At 68.1% G+C, this 18,450-nt stretch carries 17 protein-coding genes; 9 read left to right on the top strand and 8 right to left on the bottom strand.

Translation table 11 applies throughout. The features are described 5' to 3' along the window. The first annotated feature begins 10 nt into the window (after positions 1-10). The 3 genes from MMF96_RS17860 to MMF96_RS17850 are packed head-to-tail and all read left to right on the top strand — an operon-like array spanning position 11 to position 3,556. Complete coding sequence (locus MMF96_RS17860; RefSeq protein WP_256884304.1) at positions 11-1,507, top strand: aldehyde dehydrogenase family protein; 1,497 nt, start codon at positions 11-13, stop codon at positions 1,505-1,507. Then, positions 1,500-2,750, top strand: a complete 1,251-nt coding sequence (locus MMF96_RS17855; RefSeq protein WP_256884303.1) for a CaiB/BaiF CoA-transferase family protein — start codon at positions 1,500-1,502, stop codon at positions 2,748-2,750. Before MMF96_RS17860 ends, MMF96_RS17855 begins: the two co-directional genes overlap by 8 nt. Next, positions 2,747-3,556 (top strand): enoyl-CoA hydratase/isomerase family protein, encoded by an 810-nt coding sequence (locus MMF96_RS17850; RefSeq protein ID WP_176617019.1) that lies wholly within the window; start codon positions 2,747-2,749, stop codon positions 3,554-3,556. Before MMF96_RS17855 ends, MMF96_RS17850 begins: the two co-directional genes overlap by 4 nt. A 179-nt stretch (positions 3,557-3,735) precedes the next feature. Here the strand turns inward: MMF96_RS17850 and MMF96_RS17845 are convergent, their stop codons facing one another. Further along, positions 3,736-4,407: an ABC transporter ATP-binding protein gene (locus tag MMF96_RS17845; protein WP_176617020.1), complete on the bottom strand. Its 672-nt coding sequence runs from the start codon at positions 4,405-4,407 to the stop codon at positions 3,736-3,738. A 3-nt stretch (positions 4,408-4,410) separates the two neighbouring features. Then, positions 4,411-5,868 (bottom strand): ABC transporter permease, encoded by a 1,458-nt coding sequence (locus MMF96_RS17840; RefSeq protein ID WP_256884302.1) that lies wholly within the window; start codon positions 5,866-5,868, stop codon positions 4,411-4,413. 162 nt (positions 5,869-6,030) lie between these two features. On the opposite strand from MMF96_RS17840, the gene MMF96_RS17835 reads away from it, so the two are divergent. Continuing rightward, positions 6,031-7,104, top strand: a complete 1,074-nt coding sequence (locus tag MMF96_RS17835) for a peptidoglycan bridge formation glycyltransferase FemA/FemB family protein (RefSeq protein WP_256884301.1) — start codon at positions 6,031-6,033, stop codon at positions 7,102-7,104. Positions 7,105-7,360: 256 nt separating this feature from the next. After that, positions 7,361-8,788 carry a threonine/serine exporter ThrE family protein gene (locus MMF96_RS17830; RefSeq protein ID WP_176617072.1) on the top strand — a complete coding sequence of 476 codons (1,428 nt, stop codon included), beginning with the start codon at positions 7,361-7,363 and terminating at the stop codon, positions 8,786-8,788. A gap of 37 nt (positions 8,789-8,825) precedes the next feature. On the opposite strand, the gene MMF96_RS17825 is transcribed toward MMF96_RS17830, so the two are convergent. Further along, positions 8,826-9,680, bottom strand: coding sequence for a siderophore-interacting protein (locus MMF96_RS17825; protein ID WP_256884300.1), 855 nt, complete (start codon positions 9,678-9,680; stop codon positions 8,826-8,828). A 96-nt stretch (positions 9,681-9,776) separates the two neighbouring features. Next, entirely contained in the window at positions 9,777-10,532 is a 756-nt protein-coding gene (locus MMF96_RS17820; protein WP_256884299.1) for a uracil-DNA glycosylase, read from the bottom strand. Positions 10,533-10,675: 143 nt separating this feature from the next. On the opposite strand from MMF96_RS17820, the gene MMF96_RS17815 reads away from it, so the two are divergent. Together MMF96_RS17815 and MMF96_RS17810 are read left to right on the top strand one after the other, a co-directional pair. Further along, complete coding sequence (locus MMF96_RS17815) at positions 10,676-10,975, top strand: DUF3263 domain-containing protein (RefSeq protein ID WP_375141466.1); 300 nt, start codon at positions 10,676-10,678, stop codon at positions 10,973-10,975. Between the two features lie 42 nt (positions 10,976-11,017). Then, entirely contained in the window at positions 11,018-11,614 is a 597-nt protein-coding gene (locus MMF96_RS17810) for a LytR C-terminal domain-containing protein (protein WP_176617025.1), read from the top strand. A 46-nt stretch (positions 11,615-11,660) separates the two neighbouring features. On the opposite strand, the gene MMF96_RS17805 is transcribed toward MMF96_RS17810, so the two are convergent. Then, the gene (locus MMF96_RS17805; RefSeq protein WP_256884298.1) at positions 11,661-12,161 is read right to left on the bottom strand and encodes a TM2 domain-containing protein; all 501 of its coding nucleotides are present in this window, start codon (positions 12,159-12,161) and stop codon (positions 11,661-11,663) included. Between the two features lie 418 nt (positions 12,162-12,579). On the opposite strand from MMF96_RS17805, the gene groL reads away from it, so the two are divergent. Then, positions 12,580-14,214 carry a chaperonin GroEL gene (gene groL / locus MMF96_RS17800; RefSeq protein WP_256884297.1) on the top strand — a complete coding sequence of 545 codons (1,635 nt, stop codon included), beginning with the start codon at positions 12,580-12,582 and terminating at the stop codon, positions 14,212-14,214. 90 nt (positions 14,215-14,304) lie between these two features. Then, on the top strand, positions 14,305-15,267 hold the full coding sequence (locus MMF96_RS17795) for a ribonuclease HI family protein (RefSeq protein WP_256884296.1): 963 nt from the start codon (positions 14,305-14,307) through the stop codon (positions 15,265-15,267). A gap of 58 nt (positions 15,268-15,325) precedes the next feature. Here the strand turns inward: MMF96_RS17795 and MMF96_RS17790 are convergent, their stop codons facing one another. From MMF96_RS17790 to MMF96_RS17780, 3 genes are all read right to left on the bottom strand, one after another. Next, a complete protein-coding gene (locus tag MMF96_RS17790) occupies positions 15,326-15,619 on the bottom strand; it encodes a WXG100 family type VII secretion target (RefSeq protein WP_256884295.1) in 294 nt (97 codons plus the stop codon). A 109-nt stretch (positions 15,620-15,728) separates the two neighbouring features. Beyond that, positions 15,729-17,381 (bottom strand): cell wall metabolism sensor histidine kinase WalK, encoded by a 1,653-nt coding sequence (locus MMF96_RS17785; RefSeq protein ID WP_176617030.1) that lies wholly within the window; start codon positions 17,379-17,381, stop codon positions 15,729-15,731. 5 nt (positions 17,382-17,386) lie between these two features. Beyond that, positions 17,387-18,097, bottom strand: a complete 711-nt coding sequence (locus MMF96_RS17780) for a response regulator transcription factor (RefSeq protein ID WP_176617031.1) — start codon at positions 18,095-18,097, stop codon at positions 17,387-17,389. Positions 18,098-18,450 lie beyond the last annotated feature (353 nt).

Genomic DNA, 18,450 nt, shown 5'->3' with positions numbered 1-18,450 from the left:
GGCAACTCCCATGACCGAGGTTTCAACGAACGCCGCCGTCCGCGACTGGCCCATGTGGATCGGGGGAGAGGAACAGCCCTCCGCCGGCGCACAGTGGCGCGAGGTCTTCAACCCCGCCCGCCGCGAAACAGTCATCGCACGCGTCCCCGCCGGCACCGTGGAGGACGTGGACCGTGCCGTGGCCGCCGCCCGCGCCGCCTTCCCGGCCTGGCGCGCCCAGCACTTCACGGGCCGGGCCCGGGCGCTGCTGGCCATCGCCGACGAACTGGAGCAACGCAGCGAGGAATTCGCCCTGCTGACGGCCCTGGACACCGGCAACGCGCTGCGCACCCAGGCCCGCCCGGAATCCACCACCATGGTGGCGATGTTCCGCTACTTCGCCGGGATCGCCGGGGAGGTCAAGGGCACCACGCTGCCCGCCGGGGACAACCAGCTGCAATACACGCGCCTGGAGCCCCTCGGCGTCGTCGCCGCGATCCTGCCGTGGAACTCGCCGCTGATGATCGCCGCGTTCAAGATCCCCGCAGCGCTGGCCGCCGGCAACACCGTCATCATGAAGGCGGCCGACGACGCCCCGCTCACCATCCTCAAGCTGGCCGAGGTGTGCAACCGGCACCTGCCGGCCGGCGTCGTGAACGCCTTGACGGGCCGCGGCGGGGTGATCGGCAGTGCGCTGGCCAACCATCCCGGCGTCGACAAGGTCTCCTTCACCGGCTCCACCGAGGTGGGCCGCGAGGTGGCCGGCGAGGCAGGGGGGCGCCTGGCGCACATGTCGCTGGAGCTCGGCGGGAAAAACCCGTCCATCGTGTTCCCCGACGCGGCCGACGACGACGAACTCCTCGACGGCCTGCTCCTCGCCTCGCGCTTCACCCGGCAGGGCCAAAGCTGCACCGCCGGCTCCCGCCTGTTCCTGCACGAGGACATCTACGACGACGTGCTCTCCCGCCTCAGTGCCAAGCTGGGTGCGCTGAAGGTGGGCGACCCGCTGGACGAGGCCTCCGACATGGGCGCCATCATCAACCACAAGCAGCACACCTCCATCACCGGGTTCCTCGACGAAGGCCGCGCCACCCCGGGCATGAAGGCGGTGTTGGGCGGCAGCGCACCCGCCGAAGGCCCGCTGACCGAGGGCTACTTCCACCTGCCCACCGTCTTCAGCGGCGCCCGCAACGACTTCCGGCTGGCCCGGGAGGAGATCTTCGGCCCGGTCCTGGTGGCCATTCCGTGGAGGGACAGGGAGGACGTGATCCGCATGGCCAACGACACCAACTACGGGCTGGCCGCCTACGTGTGGAGCCACAACCTGGACAACGCACTGGACACCGCCCACCGGATCGACGCCGGCTGGGTGCAGGTCAACCAGGGCGGCGGGCAGGTGGTGGGCCAGTCCTACGGCGGCTACAAACAAAGCGGCATTGGCCGGGAGGTGTCCCTGGAAGGCATGCTGGCCGGGTTCACGCAGACCAAGCAGATCAACGTCAAGCTGCGCGGGGTGACCAATGGGTGACGGCCTGCCGCTGGAGGGCGTGCGTATCCTGGACCTCAGCCGCGCGCTCGCCGGCCCGTATGCCACCGCCCTGCTGGCCGATCTCGGCGCGGAAATCATCAAGACCGAAAGCATCAAGGGCGGGGATTCCAGCCGGTCCTGGCCGCCGTTTGAGGACGACCACAGCCTGTACTTTGACTCCGCCAACCGGGGCAAGGAGTCCATCGCGATCGACTTCTACAGCCAGGGCGGCCGGGAACTGCTGTGGAAACTGGCGGTGGCCTCCGACGTCGTGGTGGAAAACTTCCGCCCCGGCGTGCTGGCCACGATGGGCCTGGACCCGGAGGCGCTGCGCGCAGCCAAGCCCGGGATTGTCATCGCCTCCGTCAGCGGCTTCGGCGCCACCGGCCCGCTGAGCCAGGCGCCCGGCCTGGACCAGGTGGCGCAGGGCATGAGCGGGCTGATGTCCGTCACCGGCGCCGACGCGGACCACATGTACCGTGTGGGCGTGCCGATCATTGACATGGTGGCCGGCATCAACACGGCCCTCGGCATCGCCGCCGCCCTGGTGGGCAGGGACCGGACCGGCGTGGGCGCGGAGGTTTCGACGTCGCTCCTGGAAACGGGTCTGGCGCTGGGCGCGTTCCAGGGCCAAAAATACCTCAGCTCCGGCGAGGTCCCGGAGCCGCAGGGCAACAACCACCCGGTCCTGTCGCCGTACGGGGTGTTTGCCACGGCGGACATCCCCGTCATCATCGCGGTGGGCAACCAAAAGCAGTGGCGGGACGCGTGCGTGCTGCTGGGCGACCCGGAGCTGGCCGGGCATCCGGACTACGCCACCGGCAAGCTGCGCAACGTGAACCGGGCCGCGCTGAAGTTGGTGCTGGAGGGGCTGCTGGCGCACCGGACAGCCGCCGAATGGCTGCCGCTGCTGCGCGGCGCCGCGATCCCCGCCGGGCCCATCTACAACTACGAACAGGCGTTTGCGGACCCGCAGGTCCGGGCGCTGGACATGGTGCAGACCGTCCGGCGCACCGATGGTTCGGAGCTGCCCCTGGTCCGCGGGCCCATTTCCGTCAACCGGCAGGCACCGCGGATCCGCAAGGCCCCGCCGGCCCTGGGCGGGGACACCCTCGCCGTGCTGGACCGGCTCGGGCTCAGCGCCGAGCAGGTCGCCGGGCTGGTGGACGCCGGAATTGTGCTGGCGGCACCGGGGGCCGCCCCCGGGACGACGGCGGGCGCCGCGTTGGGTGCCGCGCCATGAGCGGGCGCGGGACGGGCACCCTGCGGGTTGAGCGAAACGGGCCGGTGGCCACGCTGGTCATGGACAACCCCTCGATGCGCAACGCCATCACCGCGGACATGTGGCCGCAGTTCGCCGAGCTGCTGCCGTGCCTGGAGGACGACGACTCCGTGAAGGTCCTGGTGGTGCGCGGGGCCGGGACGCACTTTTCCGCGGGCGCGGACATCGCCTCGGTGCAGGACATCCTCCGCGACCCCGCCACCGGCCAGCGCGACGGAGGGGACATCACCCTGGCCGAGACCGCCCTGGCCCGCTTCCGGAAACCCACCGTGGCGGCCGTCGACGGCTACTGTGTGGGCGGCGGCTGGCAGATTGCCGGTGCCTGCGACATCCGGCTGGCGTCGGAGAACGCGGTGTTCGGCATCACCCCGGCCAAGATCGGCATCGTCTACCCGCTCTCCGGGATCCGGAAGCTGGTGGAACTCGCGGGACCGGCCGCGGCCAAGTACCTGCTGTTCAGCGCCGACATGGTCAACGCCGTGGAGGCCCGGCGGCTCGGCCTGGCGATCAAGGTGCTGCCCATTGACACTTTCTGGGCCGATGTCCAGGCATTTGCGCTGCTGCTGGCCGGGCGCTCGCAGTTTTCCATCCAGTCGCAAAAGGAGCTGGTTGACGCCATTGCCGGCCACCTCCCGGAAGCCGACCTGGCCGAACGCAACTCCTACTGGCAGCGTGAAATGGCGGCCAGCGCCGATCCGAGGATCGGCGTGGCCGCCTTCCTGGCAAAGGAAACGCCAAGGTTCACCTGGCTCCGCCCCCAATCCTGACCGCCCTTCCGACGCTCGGTTGCAACCGGGGCGGTTAAGCCCGACCCTCGGTTGCAACCGGGGGCCGTTCGGGGATCGCTCCCGCAATCTTGCAACCGATGGTTGGCGGGATGTGCCCCGTTTGCGCGGGAGGGTCGCGGGAAAACGCCCCGGTTGCAACCGAGGGCTGGTTCGGGTGGTCAGTCCTCCGTGAGCTTGCCGTGGGCGAGGCGGAATTTTCTGTCCGTCTGGGCCGCCAGGGCGTGGTCGTGGGTGACGACCAGGATGGTGGTCTTTTTCTCGTGGGCCAGCTGGCGCAGGAGGGCGATGATGAGCTCACCCGTCTCGTCGTCCAGGTTGCCCGTGGGCTCGTCGGCCAGAATCAGCTTCGGGTTGTTGGCGAGGGCCCGGGCGATCGCGACGCGCTGCTGCATGCCGCCGGAAAGCCTGTTGGCCAGGCGGCCGTGCATTTCTTCGCCCAGCTCGACCTGGTTGAGCAATGCACCCGCCCGCTTGCTGCGTTCGGCATGGGAGACGCCGGCGAACTCCATGGGCAGCATGACGTTTTCCTTGGCCGACAGGTTCGGGATCAAGTTGTAGGACTGGAAGACAAAGCCGATGTCGTCGCGGCGGTAGGCGGTGAGCTTGCGGTCCGGCAGCGTGGAAATGTTTACCTCGTCCACGAACACGTCCCCGGAGGTCGCCTTGTCCAGGGCGCCGAGGAGGGACAGCAGCGTGCTCTTGCCGCTGCCGCTCTTGCCCAGGATGGCGGCAAAGGTGCCCTGCTCCAGGCTGAAGCTCACCCCGTTGACGGGCTTGATGGTGCGGTCCCCGGAATTGAAGGACTTGACTACGTCTTTGACGTTCAGCATGGCTTACTCTCCTCGCAGGACTTCGATGGGGCGGACCTTGGCGGTCAGCAGGGCCGGTATCAGGGCGCCGATGGCGGCGATGGCCAGGATTCCGACGGCGCCCAGCACCAGCGTCTGCCAGCCGACGGAGGTGCTGATGGTGCCAATGAGCTGGCTGGCGCCGGCAAAGGCGCCGCGGGTGCGGGTGAACCCGCCGCTGAATCCGCCTCCACCGCCAAGTCCGCCGCGGCCCCCGAACCGGCCGACGGCCGCGTTGGTGGAGGTGGTGTTTCCCGCCACGAGGGCGCTGACGATGGGGTTGGAGCTGAAGGCCGCCACGGCGGCACCCACCACGCTGCCCAGGACCACCAGCACCATCGCCTCGATGACGAACTGGAGGCCGATGGTGCGGTTGGACGCGCCGATGGCCTTGAGGACGCCAATTTCACGGCGCCGTTCGCGCACCACCATGATCATGATCAGCAGCACGATCAGCCCTGCCGTCACGAGCGAGGCGATGAAGGCGATCAGTGAAATGTTCTGCACGCTGCCCAGGGACGTGATGGCGGCCTGCAGGTTGTTCGAACCGGCGGTCACGTCGACGTTGGAGGCGCCCAACGCGCTGGTCAGCGCGGCCTGGGTGGAGGAGACATTCTCAATGCTGTCCACGACCACGTTCAGGCTGCTCAGCTGCCCGGCCTGGTCCACCAGCGTCTGCGTGGCCGCGAGGGGCAGGTAGATGCCGTTGTTGTCGAACGCGTCGCCGGCGTCGAAAATGCCTGTGACCTTCATGGTGCGGCTTTGGACGGTGAAGGTGGAGCCCACCTTCAGGGAATTCTTGGTGGCCAGGGTGGAACCCACCAGGGCCTGGGTTGAATTGGCGGCAAAGTCCGTCAGCTGCGAACCGCCCGTCAGCTTGATGGCGGTTCCGGCCGCCGTGGCCGAGGTGGAGACGCCCGTGGCCTGGATCGGAATGCTGAAGGCCGGACGGGTGGTGGTGCTGCCGGAGCCGCCGTCAGGGGAGGTGCCGTTGCTGTTGTTGCGCTGGCCCAGCACGCCGGGGTCGACGGCGGAGACCAGGCTGGTGGTGCCGCTGGTGCCGAAGCGGCCGCCCCTGGATCCGCGGTCGGCGCCGCCGTTGCCGGAGGCGGAGCCCGCGGAGGCGGAGTCCGCGGCCGCGTTGGCCAGGCGGACGGTGAGCGCCTCGTTGACGCCGGTCACGTGGGCGACGGCCGCCGCCTTGGTGGCGTCCGCCGTCGTCAGCGGGTTGCCGCCGCCAAGTCCGCCGCGGGACCCGGCGGGGTTGACCATGAGGGTGTTGCCCACGGATGCCTTGAGTGAGTCGACCTTGGCGCCCACCGCCTGGTTGGCCACCAACATGGCCAGCGCGAGGCCGATCGCCACCGCCAATATGACCACGACGGCGCCGCTGCGCACCTTGTTGCGGAACGCGTTGCCCACGCTCCGGGAAACCACACCCATGTCCTGCTCCCTACAATTCTGGCTGCCCGTGCGGCAGCCGTCCAGGTGACATCCTCTGGCCGCGGACCGCGTGTTTCATTGGGACAGGCTGTGCGTGGGATGTGAGAATCCGGCCCGCTAGACTTGGACCAGCGAACACATGCCGACACAATTGAGGGTCTTTTGCTGGAATTTACCGCCCGATTTGCCACTGCCGCCGAGATTGAGAGCTGGGACACCCTGGTCACGGCGAACCCCAACGGCGGCAACCTTCTCCAGTCCGCTTCCTTCGCGGCCGTCAAAAGGAACCACGGCTGGACGCCCCAGTTCCTGGCGTTCGACAGCGCCGAGTACACCAGCTACAACCTGGCCCTGGAGAAGGGGTTTCCGGGGCTGGGGCGGCTGTGGTACCTCATCAAGGGCCCGGACACCCGCGAGGTGGAGCACCTCCCGGCGATGATGGCAGCGCTGCACGCATTCACCCGGCGCGCCAGGCTCAACGTCTTTGCCGCGAAGATCGAACCCGACATCGTGGCCTCCCCGGAGGCCCGCGCCGTGCTCTCCGGGGCCGGCTACGTCAAGGTCCCCGACCTGCAACCCAACGACAGCACCGCCCTGCTGGACATCACCGCGGAACCTAACCAGCTGCTGCGCAACCTCCACTCGCGCGGGCGCAACGCCGTGCGACGCGCCATCCGCGAGGGGGTGGAAGTGGTCCGCCCCGAAGCGACCGAGGCCACCATGCGCGCGCTCTACAACCTCATGGTGGGCACCTTCGAGGCCAAAAATGCGGGGGTGGCGCGTGAGTTTGGCTACTTCCGCCAGTTCTGGTCCGAGTTCGCCAGCCGCGGCCAGGGCCGGTTCTACTTTGTGCACGAAAACGGGGTCCCGTCGGTGGGCGCCTTCGTCATCAACTACGGCACCAAGGCCACCTACAAGGACGGCGGCTCGCTGCAGCAGCGCTCCCAGTACGGGGATTCCCACCTGATCCAGTGGGAGGCCATCCTGGACATGAAGGAGCTGGGCGCCGTCCAGTATGACTTCTGCGGCACGCCCCCGTCGGACAAGCTCAAGGACCCCAGCCACCCGCACCACGGCCTGGGCCTGTTCAAGACCAGCTTCACGAAGACGGTCACGGATTTCGTCGGCTGCTGGGATGTGGTGTTCAGCCCCGTGCGGTATAAATTGTGGACGGTTGCGGGGGAAAGGGTGTTGCGCCAGCTGTACACCCGACGCACGGGCCAAAAGTTTTACTAGCCTTTTTGACCATGGACAAGTCCGACGGCGGCCCCTCCGGCCGCTGTTGTGTCCGGTGGGGCACGTCCCCTGAGGAGAACGGATGAGCAGCAGCTCCAACAACCGGGACAAGCGCGGCCCGGCGAAGCGCGGCCCGGCGAAGCCCACCGCACCGCCGGGGGAGGCCGCGCTGTCCGGGCAACCCGAAAAGGGTCCCTCGGCCACGCGCGACGTCCCGGCAGCCGGGCCGATTCCGCTGGTGCCGGCGCCCCTGCACATGCCACCGCTGCTCCCGCCGCCGCGCCCCAACAAGGCCGCCCGCACCGTGCTGCGACGCCTGGTGCAGGGGGAGACCCCGCCCACGGCGCCCATGAACATTGTGGAACGGCTCGCCGGCAGCCCGTACGCGAACCCGACGATCCAGGTGGGCCTGGCCGACGAATCGGCGCGCAAGACCATCGACTTTGCGCTGCGCCTGGCCGAGACCATGTTCCGGTATGGTGCCGGCGCGCTGGAGGTGGAGACGTCCATCATTGCCGTCACGGCCGCCTTTGGCCTGCGCAACATCGAGGTGGACATCACCAACCAGTCGGTCATCATCAACTACGCACACCGCGACGGCGTGCCCATCACCTTGCTGCGCGTGGTCCGGTCCTGGACCAGCAACTACGCCGGCCTGGTCCAGGTCCACGAGCTCGTGACGGACATCGTTTCCGGCGGCGTGGCCCGGGACGACGCCTACCGCCGCCTGGACACCATCATCAAGCGGCCCAAGCCGTTCCCGCGCTGGATGGTATCCCTGGCCGAGGCGGTGTTCGCCGCCGCCGTGGTCGGCGTGATCGGCGGCGGCCTGCTGGGCATGCTGGTGTCCCTGGTGACCATCCTGCTCGCCGGCCAGATTGCACGCGTGCTTGGCAAATGGCGGGTGCCGGACTTCTTCGTCACCGCCATCACCTCCTTCATCATCACCCTCGTGGCCGTGGTCTGTTTCATGTTCCACGTGCCGCTGAGCCCCTCGATGGTGGTGGCCGGCGGGATCCTGCTGATGCTGCCCTCGGGGCGGCTGGTCTCCGCCGTCCAGGATGCCATCAACGGCTTCCCCGTCACGGCGGCCGGGCGCTTCCTGTCCGCATTCCTGACGTTTGGCGCCATCGTCTCCGGCATCGCCGTTGCCCTGGTCAGCGCGTCCATGCTGGGCGGGGACCGGATCAAGGTGGCGGAACCGATCGTCGGGTCCCTGCCGCTCTACATCGTCCTGCCGCTGGTCGCCGTGGCCACCGTGACGCTGTGCATCGCCGAACAAACCTCCGTGCGCCTGCTGGTGCCCACCATGGCGGTGGCGCTGGCCGGCTACCTGGCCTATTACGGCGGGATCGAGCTGGGCCTCGGCGCCCGTTTTGCGCCCGCCCTGGCCGCGATCGTGGTGGGCATCCTGGCCCGCATCATCGCACTGCGGCTGGGCGCCCCGCAGCTGGTGGTGGCCGTGCCGTCCATCATCTTCCTGCTGGTGGGCCTGTCCATCTTCCGGGCCATGTTCGTCCTGACGCTCACGCCGGCCGACTCGGTGACCGGCGCCGTCGGAATCTTCAATGCCCTGGTGGTCATCCTTGCGGTGGCGGCCGGGGTGGTCCTGGGCGACAACATGGCCCGCCCGCTCACCAGGCCCCGCGGCCAGCAGGTCCGACGCCGCAACCGTCGCCGCTGACCGCTGCCGCCCTCCCGCACGGCTGCCGCGGTGCGGGCTAGAGGATCTTGCCGATGGGCTGCTTCTTCTCCGCCTGGAAGTAGTCCTCGGTCCGGCCGTAGGCCCAGTAGCCCGAGAGGGACACCTGGCTGCGGGCCAGGCCGCGCTGCTTGAACAGGACGTCGCGCAGGGCCTTCATGTACTCGCGCTCGCCGTGGACGAACACGTCGACGGCGCCGTCGGGCCAGGGGCCGCCGGCAACGGCGTCCGCCAGCAGCGCGCTCGCGTCCGGCGTGGCGCCGCGCCGGAACAGCCACACCACCTCGACGCCGGCCGGCGCGGCGATCGGCTGGATGTCCGCTTCCGTGTCCACCTCAAGGTAGGCGTAGCCCACGGCCCCGGCGGGCAGCGCCTCAAGGGCCGCCGCAATGGCGGGCAGGGCCGCCTCGTCGCCGCCCAACAGGTACCAGTCCGCGTCCGGGTTGGGCCGGTAGGCGCCGCCGGGTCCGGAAAAGATGATCCGGTCCCCGGGGGCGGCAGCGGCAGCCCACGGTCCGGCCAGGCCGCTGTCGCCGTGAATGACAAAGTCGATCGCGAGCTCCTGTGCGGCCAGGTCCAGCCAGCGCACGGTGTACGTGCGGGTGGCCGGCCACTGTTCCCGCGGCATGGTCTCGCGCAGCGCAAACACATCCACGGGCTCGGCATAGTCCACGCCGGGCTGCAGGAAGTGGATTTTCACGTACATGTCGGTGGCGTCCTTGGCTTCAAAGGCGGCCAGGCCGGGCCCGCCGGCCACGACGCGCACCATGTGCGGGCTCAGCTGTTCCGTGCGCACCACGTCCAGCACGAACTGGGGCCGGCGCTTCACGGCCGGGGCAACCACCGTTTCCTTGCCGGTGTCAGCGGAATTCACAAATCGCTCCTGGGAAAAGGGGGCGTCGGCAGGACCGCCCATGAAGTCGGGTTGTCCTCACGCTATCAGGGGCTGCCGGCCGCTGCCTGCAGGTGGTCAGGCGGGCAGCCGCCAGTCGACCGGCCCGCTGCCCTGCAGCTCCAGCGACGCGTTGATGCGGCTGAACGGGCGCGAGCCGAAAAACCCGCGCGACGCCGACAGCGGGCTGGGGTGGGCCGATTCAATGATGGCGGTGCCCGCCAGCAGCGGCGCCAGCTTTTGTGCGTCGCGTCCCCACAGCACGCTTACCAAGGGCTGTTTCCGCGCAGCGAGTGCCTTGATGACGGCCTCCGTGACGCCTTCCCAGCCACGACGCCGGTGCGAGCCTGCCGCGCCCGGCGCCACCGTGAGCACGCGGTTGAGCAGGAGGACGCCCTGGCCGGCCCAGGCGCTGAGGTCGCCGTGCGCTGCCGGGGCGATGCCGAGGTCGGCCTGCAGTTCCCTGTAGATGTTGTTCAGGCTGCGGGGGAGGGGCCGGGTGGCCCGGTCCACGGCGAAGGCCAGGCCCACCGAATGCCCGGGCGTCGGGTAAGGGTCCTGGCCCACCACCAGGACCTTGACGCCGGACAGGGGCGCGGCCAAGGCGCGCAGCACCCGGGCAGGGGGAGGCAGGAAGGAGGTCCCGGCGTCGTACTCCCGGCGCAGCATGCGCCCCAGGTCCCGAAGGGCATGTTCCTGGCCGGCCAGGGCCGCAGCCCAGTCAGGTGACAGCAGCGCGAGCGGGTCCGTGCCCAACGTGTCGAGTGCCTGCAGCTGCGCGGCGTCCCAGGCGGCCGGGGAGGGGAGGTCAAAAAGACCGGGGGTGGAGTCCATGGTTCCATTCTCGCCGCATCCGCGGAATGACACGGCTGTCATTCGCCTTTATCATGGAAGAGTGGCGCGCCGGCAGGGCGCCGCAGCAAAAACCGGGCCGGCAAAAACCGGGCCGGGATGTGGAACTGAAGGAGTGTGCAGTGGTGCCAGCAGCCGAACCGTCGCAGCATGTGCCCGCCGCAGGGCACGGTGACGCGGCAGGGCTGGGCGAGCGGGATGCCCGGATGCTGGCCCTGGAACGGCAGTGGTGGAAGTATGCGGGGGCCAAGGAACAGGCCATCCGCGACATGTTCGACCTGTCCGCCACCCATTACTACCAAATCCTCAATGCGTTGATCGACACCGAAGCCGCCTTGGAGCATGACCCCATGTTGGTCAAGCGGTTGCGTAGACTACGTACATCGCGCCAAAAGGCCCGGACCGCACGCCGGCTCGGAAACTGACGCACGCTTCCACTGCCTCACCCCCAAGGACAGCACTGCACCATGACAAATTACCCGCGGGACGAATTTGACCGTGTTCCGGAGAACTCAGCGCGCCACGGCGTCCACCGTGCCTCACTGGAGGTCGCCTCGCGCAGCCTGGTGCCGCTGATGATCTTCGGTGTTGCGGCGCTGTGTGTGGGCCTGCTGGCGTTCCTGATCGTGCCCAAGTTCAGCGGCCACGAGATGGCCGCGATCCCGCCGGCCAGCCAGTCCGCCACCGCCCCGGCCACGCCGCACAGCAAGCAGCCGGCCACCACCAAGGCCCCCAGCGCTGCCCCGAGCACCGCTCCGGCCCCGACGCCGTCGGCCGCACCGGCTGCCACGGTGGACAAGTCCACCGCCGTCGTGGTCTTCAACGCCACCGGCATCGGCGGACTGGCGGCCCGGTACAGCGGACAGCTTGCCGCGAACGGCTGGACCGTTGCACAGACCGGCAACTGGTCCGGCTCCCCGCAGGGCATTTCCTCCATCATCTACAACGGCGCGGCACAAAAGGCCAATGCCGAGGCCCTTGGCAGGCTGCTGAACATCTCCACGCTGCTGGACTCCGCCGAGATGGGTGTTCCGCTGACGATCATCCTCGGCCCGGGCGCGTAGGGGCACCACCCACGCGCCGGTGCCTCCTGCGCCCCGATTGCCGGCGTCAGTCCTTGAGCGGAATGCCCCTCGCGTCCGTGCGGAAACCATCGTTGCCGACCAGGATCAGGATCCCCTCGACCAGGCCCCAAATGGCGATGGCCCAGGCGAGGGCGCCGAAGCTGATCACGGAAATGAGCAGTTGGATCAAGGCCTTCTTGGTATAGCCGAGGTAGAAGTTGTGGATGCCGAGGGAGCCCAGCAGTATCCCCAGGATGCCGGCTGCAACCTTCGACTTTTGCCCTCCCTGGGGCAGGCCGTAGCCGGGCTGCTGGAACTGCTGTTGCGGCTGCTGGTAGACCGGCGGTTGCTGGTATGGCTGTTGCGGCTGCTGGTAGACCGGCGGCTGTTGGTATGGCTGAGGCGGCTGGCCGAAATAGGCTGGCGGCCCCTGGTCGGCGGGTTGCTGGTGCGGCGGCTGTCCATGGCTGGGCGGGGCAGGCTGGTCATAGCCGGCCGGGACGCCGGGCTGCCGGGCCGGATCGGCGGGGTTTGGGTTCTCGGTCATGGGGGCTCCTTGGTGTCGCGGACGTTGGCAGTTCCAGCGCCCCTGCGGCCGGTGCACGTGCCCCAGGTGCTGTGCTGACGACTTTCTGTGATTAACGCTAGCCGCTTATGCGAAACAGTGAAAGCAGTCAGCGCCCGGCCATGCACCCGGCCAGGCGCCCCTGCGTTCGCCCGCAGCACACATGACGGCCGCGCGCTTGCACTCTTAGGTGTCGAGTGCTAATTATTGACTTAGCACTCTGAGGTGGTGACTGCTAGATCCTAGCCAGCCGTCCGCCATCGGAGGTCAATACCTTTCCTCCAGTGGTGAGGATTCCGGGGCAGGCGTGAAAGAGATCGCCGGCTTTGGGTCCGTCCGTCGCGGGCACCACTTGGGGAGCAGAGTCCATAATGACTGTCCCGAAAGGACTGAAGCCTACATGGCCAAGATCATTGCATTCGATGAAGAGGCACGCCGCGGCCTTGAGCGCGGATTGAACATCCTCGCCGACGCCGTCAAGGTCACCTTGGGCCCGCGCGGCCGCAACGTCGTCCTGGAAAAGAAGTGGGGCGCCCCCACGATCACCAACGATGGTGTTTCCATCGCCAAGGAGATCGAGCTGGACGATCCTTACGAGAAGATCGGCGCCGAGCTGGTCAAGGAAGTCGCCAAGAAGACCGACGACATCGCCGGTGACGGCACCACCACGGCCACCGTGCTGGCCCAGGCCCTGGTCAAGGAAGGCCTGCGCAACGTCGCCGCCGGAGCAGACCCGCTCTCGCTCAAGCGCGGCATCGAGAAGGCCGTCGCCGGCGTCATCGACCAGCTGCTCGTCTCCGCCAAGGAAATCGAGACCAAGGAAGAGATCGCGGCCACGGCCTCCATCTCCGCCGGCGACACCGAGATCGGTGCCCTCATCGCCGAGGCCCTGGACAAGGTTGGCAAGGAAGGTGTCATTACGGTCGAGGAGTCCAACACCTTCGGCCTGGAGCTGGAACTGACCGAAGGCATGCGCTTCGACAAGGGCTACATCTCCGCCTACTTCGTCACCGACACCGAGCGCCAGGAAACGGTCCTTGAGGACCCATACATCCTGATCGTCAACTCCAAGATCTCCAACGTCAAGGACCTCGTTGCCGTCCTCGAGAAGGTCATGGCGTCCAACAAGCCGCTGCTGATCATCGCCGAAGACGTTGAGGGCGAGGCCCTGGCCACGCTGATCGTCAACAAGATCCGCGGCCTGTTCAAGTCCGTCGCCGTCAAGGCACCGGGCTTCGGCGACCGCCGCAAGGCCCAGCTGGCAGACATCGCCATCCTCACCGGTGGCCAGGTCATCGCCGAGGAAGTCGGCCTGAAGCTGGAAAACACCACGCTGGACCTGCTCGGCAAGGCCCGCAAGGTTGTTGTCACCAAGGACGAGACCACCATCGTTGAAGGTGCCGGCGACGCCGACGCCATCGCCGGCCGCGTGGCCCAGATCCGCGCCGAGATCGAGAACTCCGATTCCGACTACGACCGCGAGAAGCTGCAGGAACGCCTGGCCAAGCTGGCCGGTGGCGTTGCAGTCATCAAGGCCGGTGCCGCCACCGAGGTTGAACTCAAGGAACGCAAGCACCGCATTGAGGACGCAGTCCGCAATGCCAAGGCTGCCGTGGAAGAGGGCATCGTCCCCGGCGGTGGCGTGGCCCTGATCCAGGCCGGCGTCAAGGCGTTCGACGCCCTGGACCTGACCGGCGACGAGGCCACCGGCGCCAACATCGTCAAGGTTGCCATCGACGCACCGCTGAAGCAGATCGCCTTCAACGCCGGCTTTGAGCCCGGCGTGGTGGTTGACAAGGTCCGCGGCCTGCCCGTGGGCCACGGCCTCAACGCCGCCACCGGCGTGTATGAGGACCTGCTGGCTGCCGGCGTCAACGACCCGGTCAAGGTGACCCGTTCGGCACTGCAGAACGCGGCCTCCATTGCAGGGCTGTTCCTGACCACCGAAGCCGTTGTGGCCGACAAGCCCGAAAAGGCTGCACCGGCCGGCGGCGGCGACGACATGGGCGGCATGGGCGGCATGGGCGGTTTCTAAACCCCTGCTTCCCCAATGGGCGTCCCCTCCCACGGTGGAGGGGGCGCCCATTGGCGTTTAAGTGTCGGATTCATCTGAAAGTATTGGGCCATGACAATTGTTGCGGCAGCCGATGGTTCGGCTTTGGGAAATCCCGGCCCCGCCGGATGGGCCTGGTATGTGGACGAGAACTGCTGGCGGGCCGGCGGCTGGCCACACGGGACAAACAACATGGGAGAGCTCATGGCCGTCCTTGACCTGTTCAAGTCCACGGCGCACCTCCCGCAGGAACCACTGCACATCCTGTGCGACAGCCAATACGTCATCAACTGCATCACCAAGTGGATGCCCGGCTGGAAACGCAAGGGATGGCGCAAGGCCGATGGCAAGCCCGTGCTGAACGTGGACCTGCTGAAGGAGATCGACGCCGCCATCGTCGGACGCAAGTACAAGTTCGAGTGGGTCAAGGGCCACGCCGGCCACGACCTCAACGAAGCCGCGGACGACCGGGCCCGCGACGCCGCCACAGCCTACCAGGCCAAGCGCGAGCCCAGGCAGGGCCCCGGCTTCCCCGGCGCCGCACCGGCCGGAGCACAGGCTCAGGAGCCCGTCCCGGACCCTGCACTGGCCCGTGCCCCAATAACGGTTCCCGCCCCGGCAACGGCCCCGGCACAGCCCGAGCTGTTTTCCATGCTCGATGACGAACCGGACCCCGCCTTCGCGCCCCACCCTGCCGCCGCACTGGAAACCGTGGTGGAACTGGAGCGGGAACTAATGGACCCGGCGGTCCGCTCCGACCCCCTACGTGCCGGAGAACTCCTGCATCCGGATTTCGAGGAGATCGGTTCGTCCGGGCGCCGGTGGTCGCGCCAGGAAATCCTGGCCATGTTCAGCGACGGGGAAGCTGCGGAGGCAGGCCTTGAGGTCCTGACCCTCAACCGGCTCGACGCGGCCACGGCCCTGCTGACCTACCGCAGCACCGGCCCGAGGGGGAACTCGCTGCGCAGTTCCATCTGGCAGCACGAGAACGGCCGCTGGCAGGTGCGCTTCCACCAAGGCACCACGGAGGCGTAGCCCCGCCTCCTGCCGGGGCTGCCGCCGTGCCGGAGGCAGCCCCCTGCCGCCGGCCGGGTCAGCGCACCGTGAACATGCGCGCGTTCGCCTCCTCCGCCTGGGCATACTGGGTGGCCGCCATGGACAGGGCGGAGTTGATGCTTTCCAGTGACGCCTCGACCTTGACCTGGGTGGTGTGCCATTCCTGAAGCAGCACCTGGAAGTTGGTGGCGGCCGCACCGCTCCAGGTGGCCTGCAGGTCCATCAGGTTGCGCTTCATGCCGTCGACCTCCATCCTGATGCGGTCCACCGAGCCCTTGACCGCGGTGCTTTTGACGGCGAGGTCGTCGCTGTTGACGTTGAACTGGGCCATGGGGTCCTCCTGCTCGTGGGGTTCCACCGCGTGGAACGCTGCCTGGACCTCCCACGCTAGGGCCGCGGCCGGCAGTGGCGCCACCGCAGTTCAGGCATGTGTGGGCACCTCAGCCGCCGGATGCCCCTGTGGAGGAAGCATCACCCTGCTGCGCCGTGCGGCCGGGGGCGCGGCCGGCCTCCCGGGGCACGGAACTGGGCACGGAACGGGGCTCAGTACCGGGCCCGGAACCGGGCGCCCGCAGGGGCTCGGGCGGGACGGGACGGTCAGCCGACGGCGCGTCCGGGGTGCCGGCGTCGTCCGGTTCCGCAAAGGGGAGTTCGATGACCATGGTGGCCCCGCCGCCCGGCGTCGGGTCCACCCGGACCGTGCCATGGTGCGAGGCGACGATGGCGGCCACGATGGCCAGGCCCAGTCCGCTGCCGCCGGTGTTCCGGTCGCGGGAGGAATCGGCGCGGTAGAACCGCTCAAAGATGCGGGGGGCCTCCTCGGCCGAGATGCCCGGGCCATGGTCGCGGACCTTGATGACGGACACCTTGTGACCGTCCGCCCGTTGCGTTCCGACCATGATTTCCACGGGCGAGCCCTCCGGCGTATAGCGCAGGGCGTTGCCCATGAGGTTGGCCACGACCTGGCGCAGCTTGGCCTCGTCGCCCAGGGTGGGCGCGGCGGCCCCCGTGCCGCCGTCGAGCCCCACGACGGTGAAGGCGCGGTCCCTGGCCGAGGCACGGGCGTCCAGGACGGCGTCGTGCCCGATGATCAGCAGGTCCACGGGCTTGGGCAGCAGCGGGCGCTGCTCGTCCAGCCGGGCCAGCATGAGCAGGTCCTCGACGAGCTCGCCCATGCGCTTGGCTTCGCTCTCAATGCGGCCCATGGCCGTGCCGACGTCGTCCGGGGTTTGGAGCGCGCCATGCCGGTACAGCTCGGAAAAGCCGCGGATGGTCACCAGCGGCGTGCGCAGTTCATGGGAGGCGTCCGCCACGAAGCGGCGCATGCGTTGTTCCGACGCCGTCCGGGCCGCAAAGGCATGCTCAATATGGGCCAGCATGGTGTTCAGGGAGCCGGAGAGCCGCCCCACCTCCGTGGAGGGGTTTTCAATGTCGACGCGGCGGGAGAGATCGCCGGCGGCAATGGCGGCAGCCGTCTTTTCCACCCGGCTCAGCGGCCGGAACGAGCGGCTGACCGTCCAGTACGCGATCATGGTGCCCAGCGTGATGGCCAGGATGGCGACGCCGGTGATGACGATGGCCAGCCGCTCCATGGTGGTGTTCAGGCTCTCGTAGGGCAGGCCCACCACCACATAGCCCTGGTATTCAGGCCGGCTGCCCAAAAGGTTCGCCGGGCCGTAGTTGAAGCTTGTGGGTGCGACGACCGTGATCCGCCAGGGGGCGCCGCCGTCGGTGCTGGGCACCGTGAACTTCTTGCCGTTGAGGGCCGTGGCCTGCTTTAGGGTGTAGTTCGGATAGACCGGCTTGTCCTGGCCCGAACGGTTCTGGTCCGCCAGGTCCGAATCGGAATAGTGGAACCCCACATAGTAGTCAAAGCCGAACGGCGAGTGGCCGGTGCTTGAGGAATCCAAGGTGCCGTAGACGGCAATCGAGCGTTGAAAGGTGGTCAGCTGCGCATCCATCTGGTCCTGCAGGAAGGAGCGCAGCAGCAAAAACGTTGTGGCCCCCAAGGCCAGCAGCGACAGCGCCAGCAGGGCGCTGATGATCGCCACCAGCTGCGAACGCAGGGAGGCGTTCTTCCACAACGTGATCAAGGTGGCTAGCGCTTGTCTGCTGTCCGCAGCACGTAGCCCACACCGCGCTTGGTCTGGATCAGGGCGGGCAGGGAGGAATCCGTGTCCACCTTGCGGCGCAGGTAGGAGATGTAGGACTCCACAATGGAGGCGTCACCGTTGAAGTCATACTCCCAGACGTGGTCCAGGATCTGCGCCTTGGAGAGCACCCGGTTGGGGTTGAGCATCAGGTAGCGCAGCAGCTTGAATTCAGTGGGGGAGAGCTCCACGGTCTTGCCGGCGCGGCGCACCTCGTGGGCGTCGTCGTCGAGCTCCAGGTCGGCAACGCGCAACACGGCGTCGTCGTCCTCCATGGGCTGGGTGCGCCGCAGCACGGCGCGGATGCGCGCCACCACCTCGTCCAGGCTGAACGGCTTGGTCACGTAGTCGTCGCCGCCGACCGTCAGGCCGGTCACCTTGTCCTCGGTGTCGTCCCGGGCCGTCAGGAACAGGACGGGGAAGTGCCGCCCGGCCGCGCGCAGGCGGCGCGTGACGGTGAACCCGTCCATGTCCGGCAGCATGACGTCCAGCACCGCAAGGTCTGGGTTGTGCTCTTCAGCCGCGGCCAGGGCCTCGCGGCCGTTGGCGGCCGCCACCACTTCGAATCCGGCGAACCGGAGGGAAGTGGAGAGCAGTTCGCGAATGTTGGGCTCGTCGTCAACAACGAGCAGCTTTGCTTCAGGTCCGGTCTTCTTCACCGTTTAAGTCTCCGACCATTGGCTGGGAATAAACTGACTATTCTGTGGGTAGTTTCTGTCAGCATACGCCCAGCTTGTTCCCAGCGGCTAGTATGGAACGGTGAAAAATTTCCCCCGCCGTGCCTGGTGCGACGGCGGGTGCGGCTCCCGTGGGCGGCCCGCGGGCCCGCGCGGCAGGACGGCGCCACACACGGTGTTTGGGTGGACCTTCTACTGGCGCCCGACACCCCGTGGTGCCTCATGTCAAGATGCTCGCGAAATGCTTCCCGCGTGCCTCAGCTAAAGTGCTCGTCAAATCATCATGCTGCGTGGTGGGTTTGGGAGTAGGTCTTGGCCGCGGCCATCCGGATGAG

This window comes from Arthrobacter sp. STN4 (assembly GCF_024539665.1).
GTDB lineage: Bacteria > Actinomycetota > Actinomycetes > Actinomycetales > Micrococcaceae > Specibacter.
Note: the sequence above shows the minus strand (reverse complement) of the source record. Positions and strands in the feature narration are given on the sequence as shown.

Excerpts from the sequence above, each read along its gene's own strand:
- MMF96_RS17830 (WP_176617072.1), top strand. The coding sequence starts at position 7,361 with ATGCCACCGCTGCTCCCGCCGCCGCGCCCCAACAAGGCCGCCCGCACC.
- MMF96_RS17805 (WP_256884298.1), bottom strand. The coding sequence starts at position 12,161 with ATGACCGAGAACCCAAACCCCGCCGATCCGGCCCGGCAGCCCGGCGTC.
- MMF96_RS17820 (WP_256884299.1), bottom strand. The coding sequence starts at position 10,532 with ATGGACTCCACCCCCGGTCTTTTTGACCTCCCCTCCCCGGCCGCCTGG.
- MMF96_RS17790 (WP_256884295.1), bottom strand. The coding sequence starts at position 15,619 with ATGGCCCAGTTCAACGTCAACAGCGACGACCTCGCCGTCAAAAGCACC.
- MMF96_RS17855 (WP_256884303.1), top strand. The coding sequence starts at position 1,500 with ATGGGTGACGGCCTGCCGCTGGAGGGCGTGCGTATCCTGGACCTCAGC.
- MMF96_RS17840 (WP_256884302.1), bottom strand. The coding sequence starts at position 5,868 with ATGGGTGTGGTTTCCCGGAGCGTGGGCAACGCGTTCCGCAACAAGGTG.
- MMF96_RS17860 (WP_256884304.1), top strand. The coding sequence starts at position 11 with ATGACCGAGGTTTCAACGAACGCCGCCGTCCGCGACTGGCCCATGTGG.
- MMF96_RS17795 (WP_256884296.1), top strand. The coding sequence starts at position 14,305 with ATGACAATTGTTGCGGCAGCCGATGGTTCGGCTTTGGGAAATCCCGGC.
- MMF96_RS17850 (WP_176617019.1), top strand. The coding sequence starts at position 2,747 with ATGAGCGGGCGCGGGACGGGCACCCTGCGGGTTGAGCGAAACGGGCCG.
- MMF96_RS17810 (WP_176617025.1), top strand. The coding sequence starts at position 11,018 with ATGACAAATTACCCGCGGGACGAATTTGACCGTGTTCCGGAGAACTCA.
- groL (WP_256884297.1), top strand. The coding sequence starts at position 12,580 with ATGGCCAAGATCATTGCATTCGATGAAGAGGCACGCCGCGGCCTTGAG.
- MMF96_RS17845 (WP_176617020.1), bottom strand. The coding sequence starts at position 4,407 with ATGCTGAACGTCAAAGACGTAGTCAAGTCCTTCAATTCCGGGGACCGC.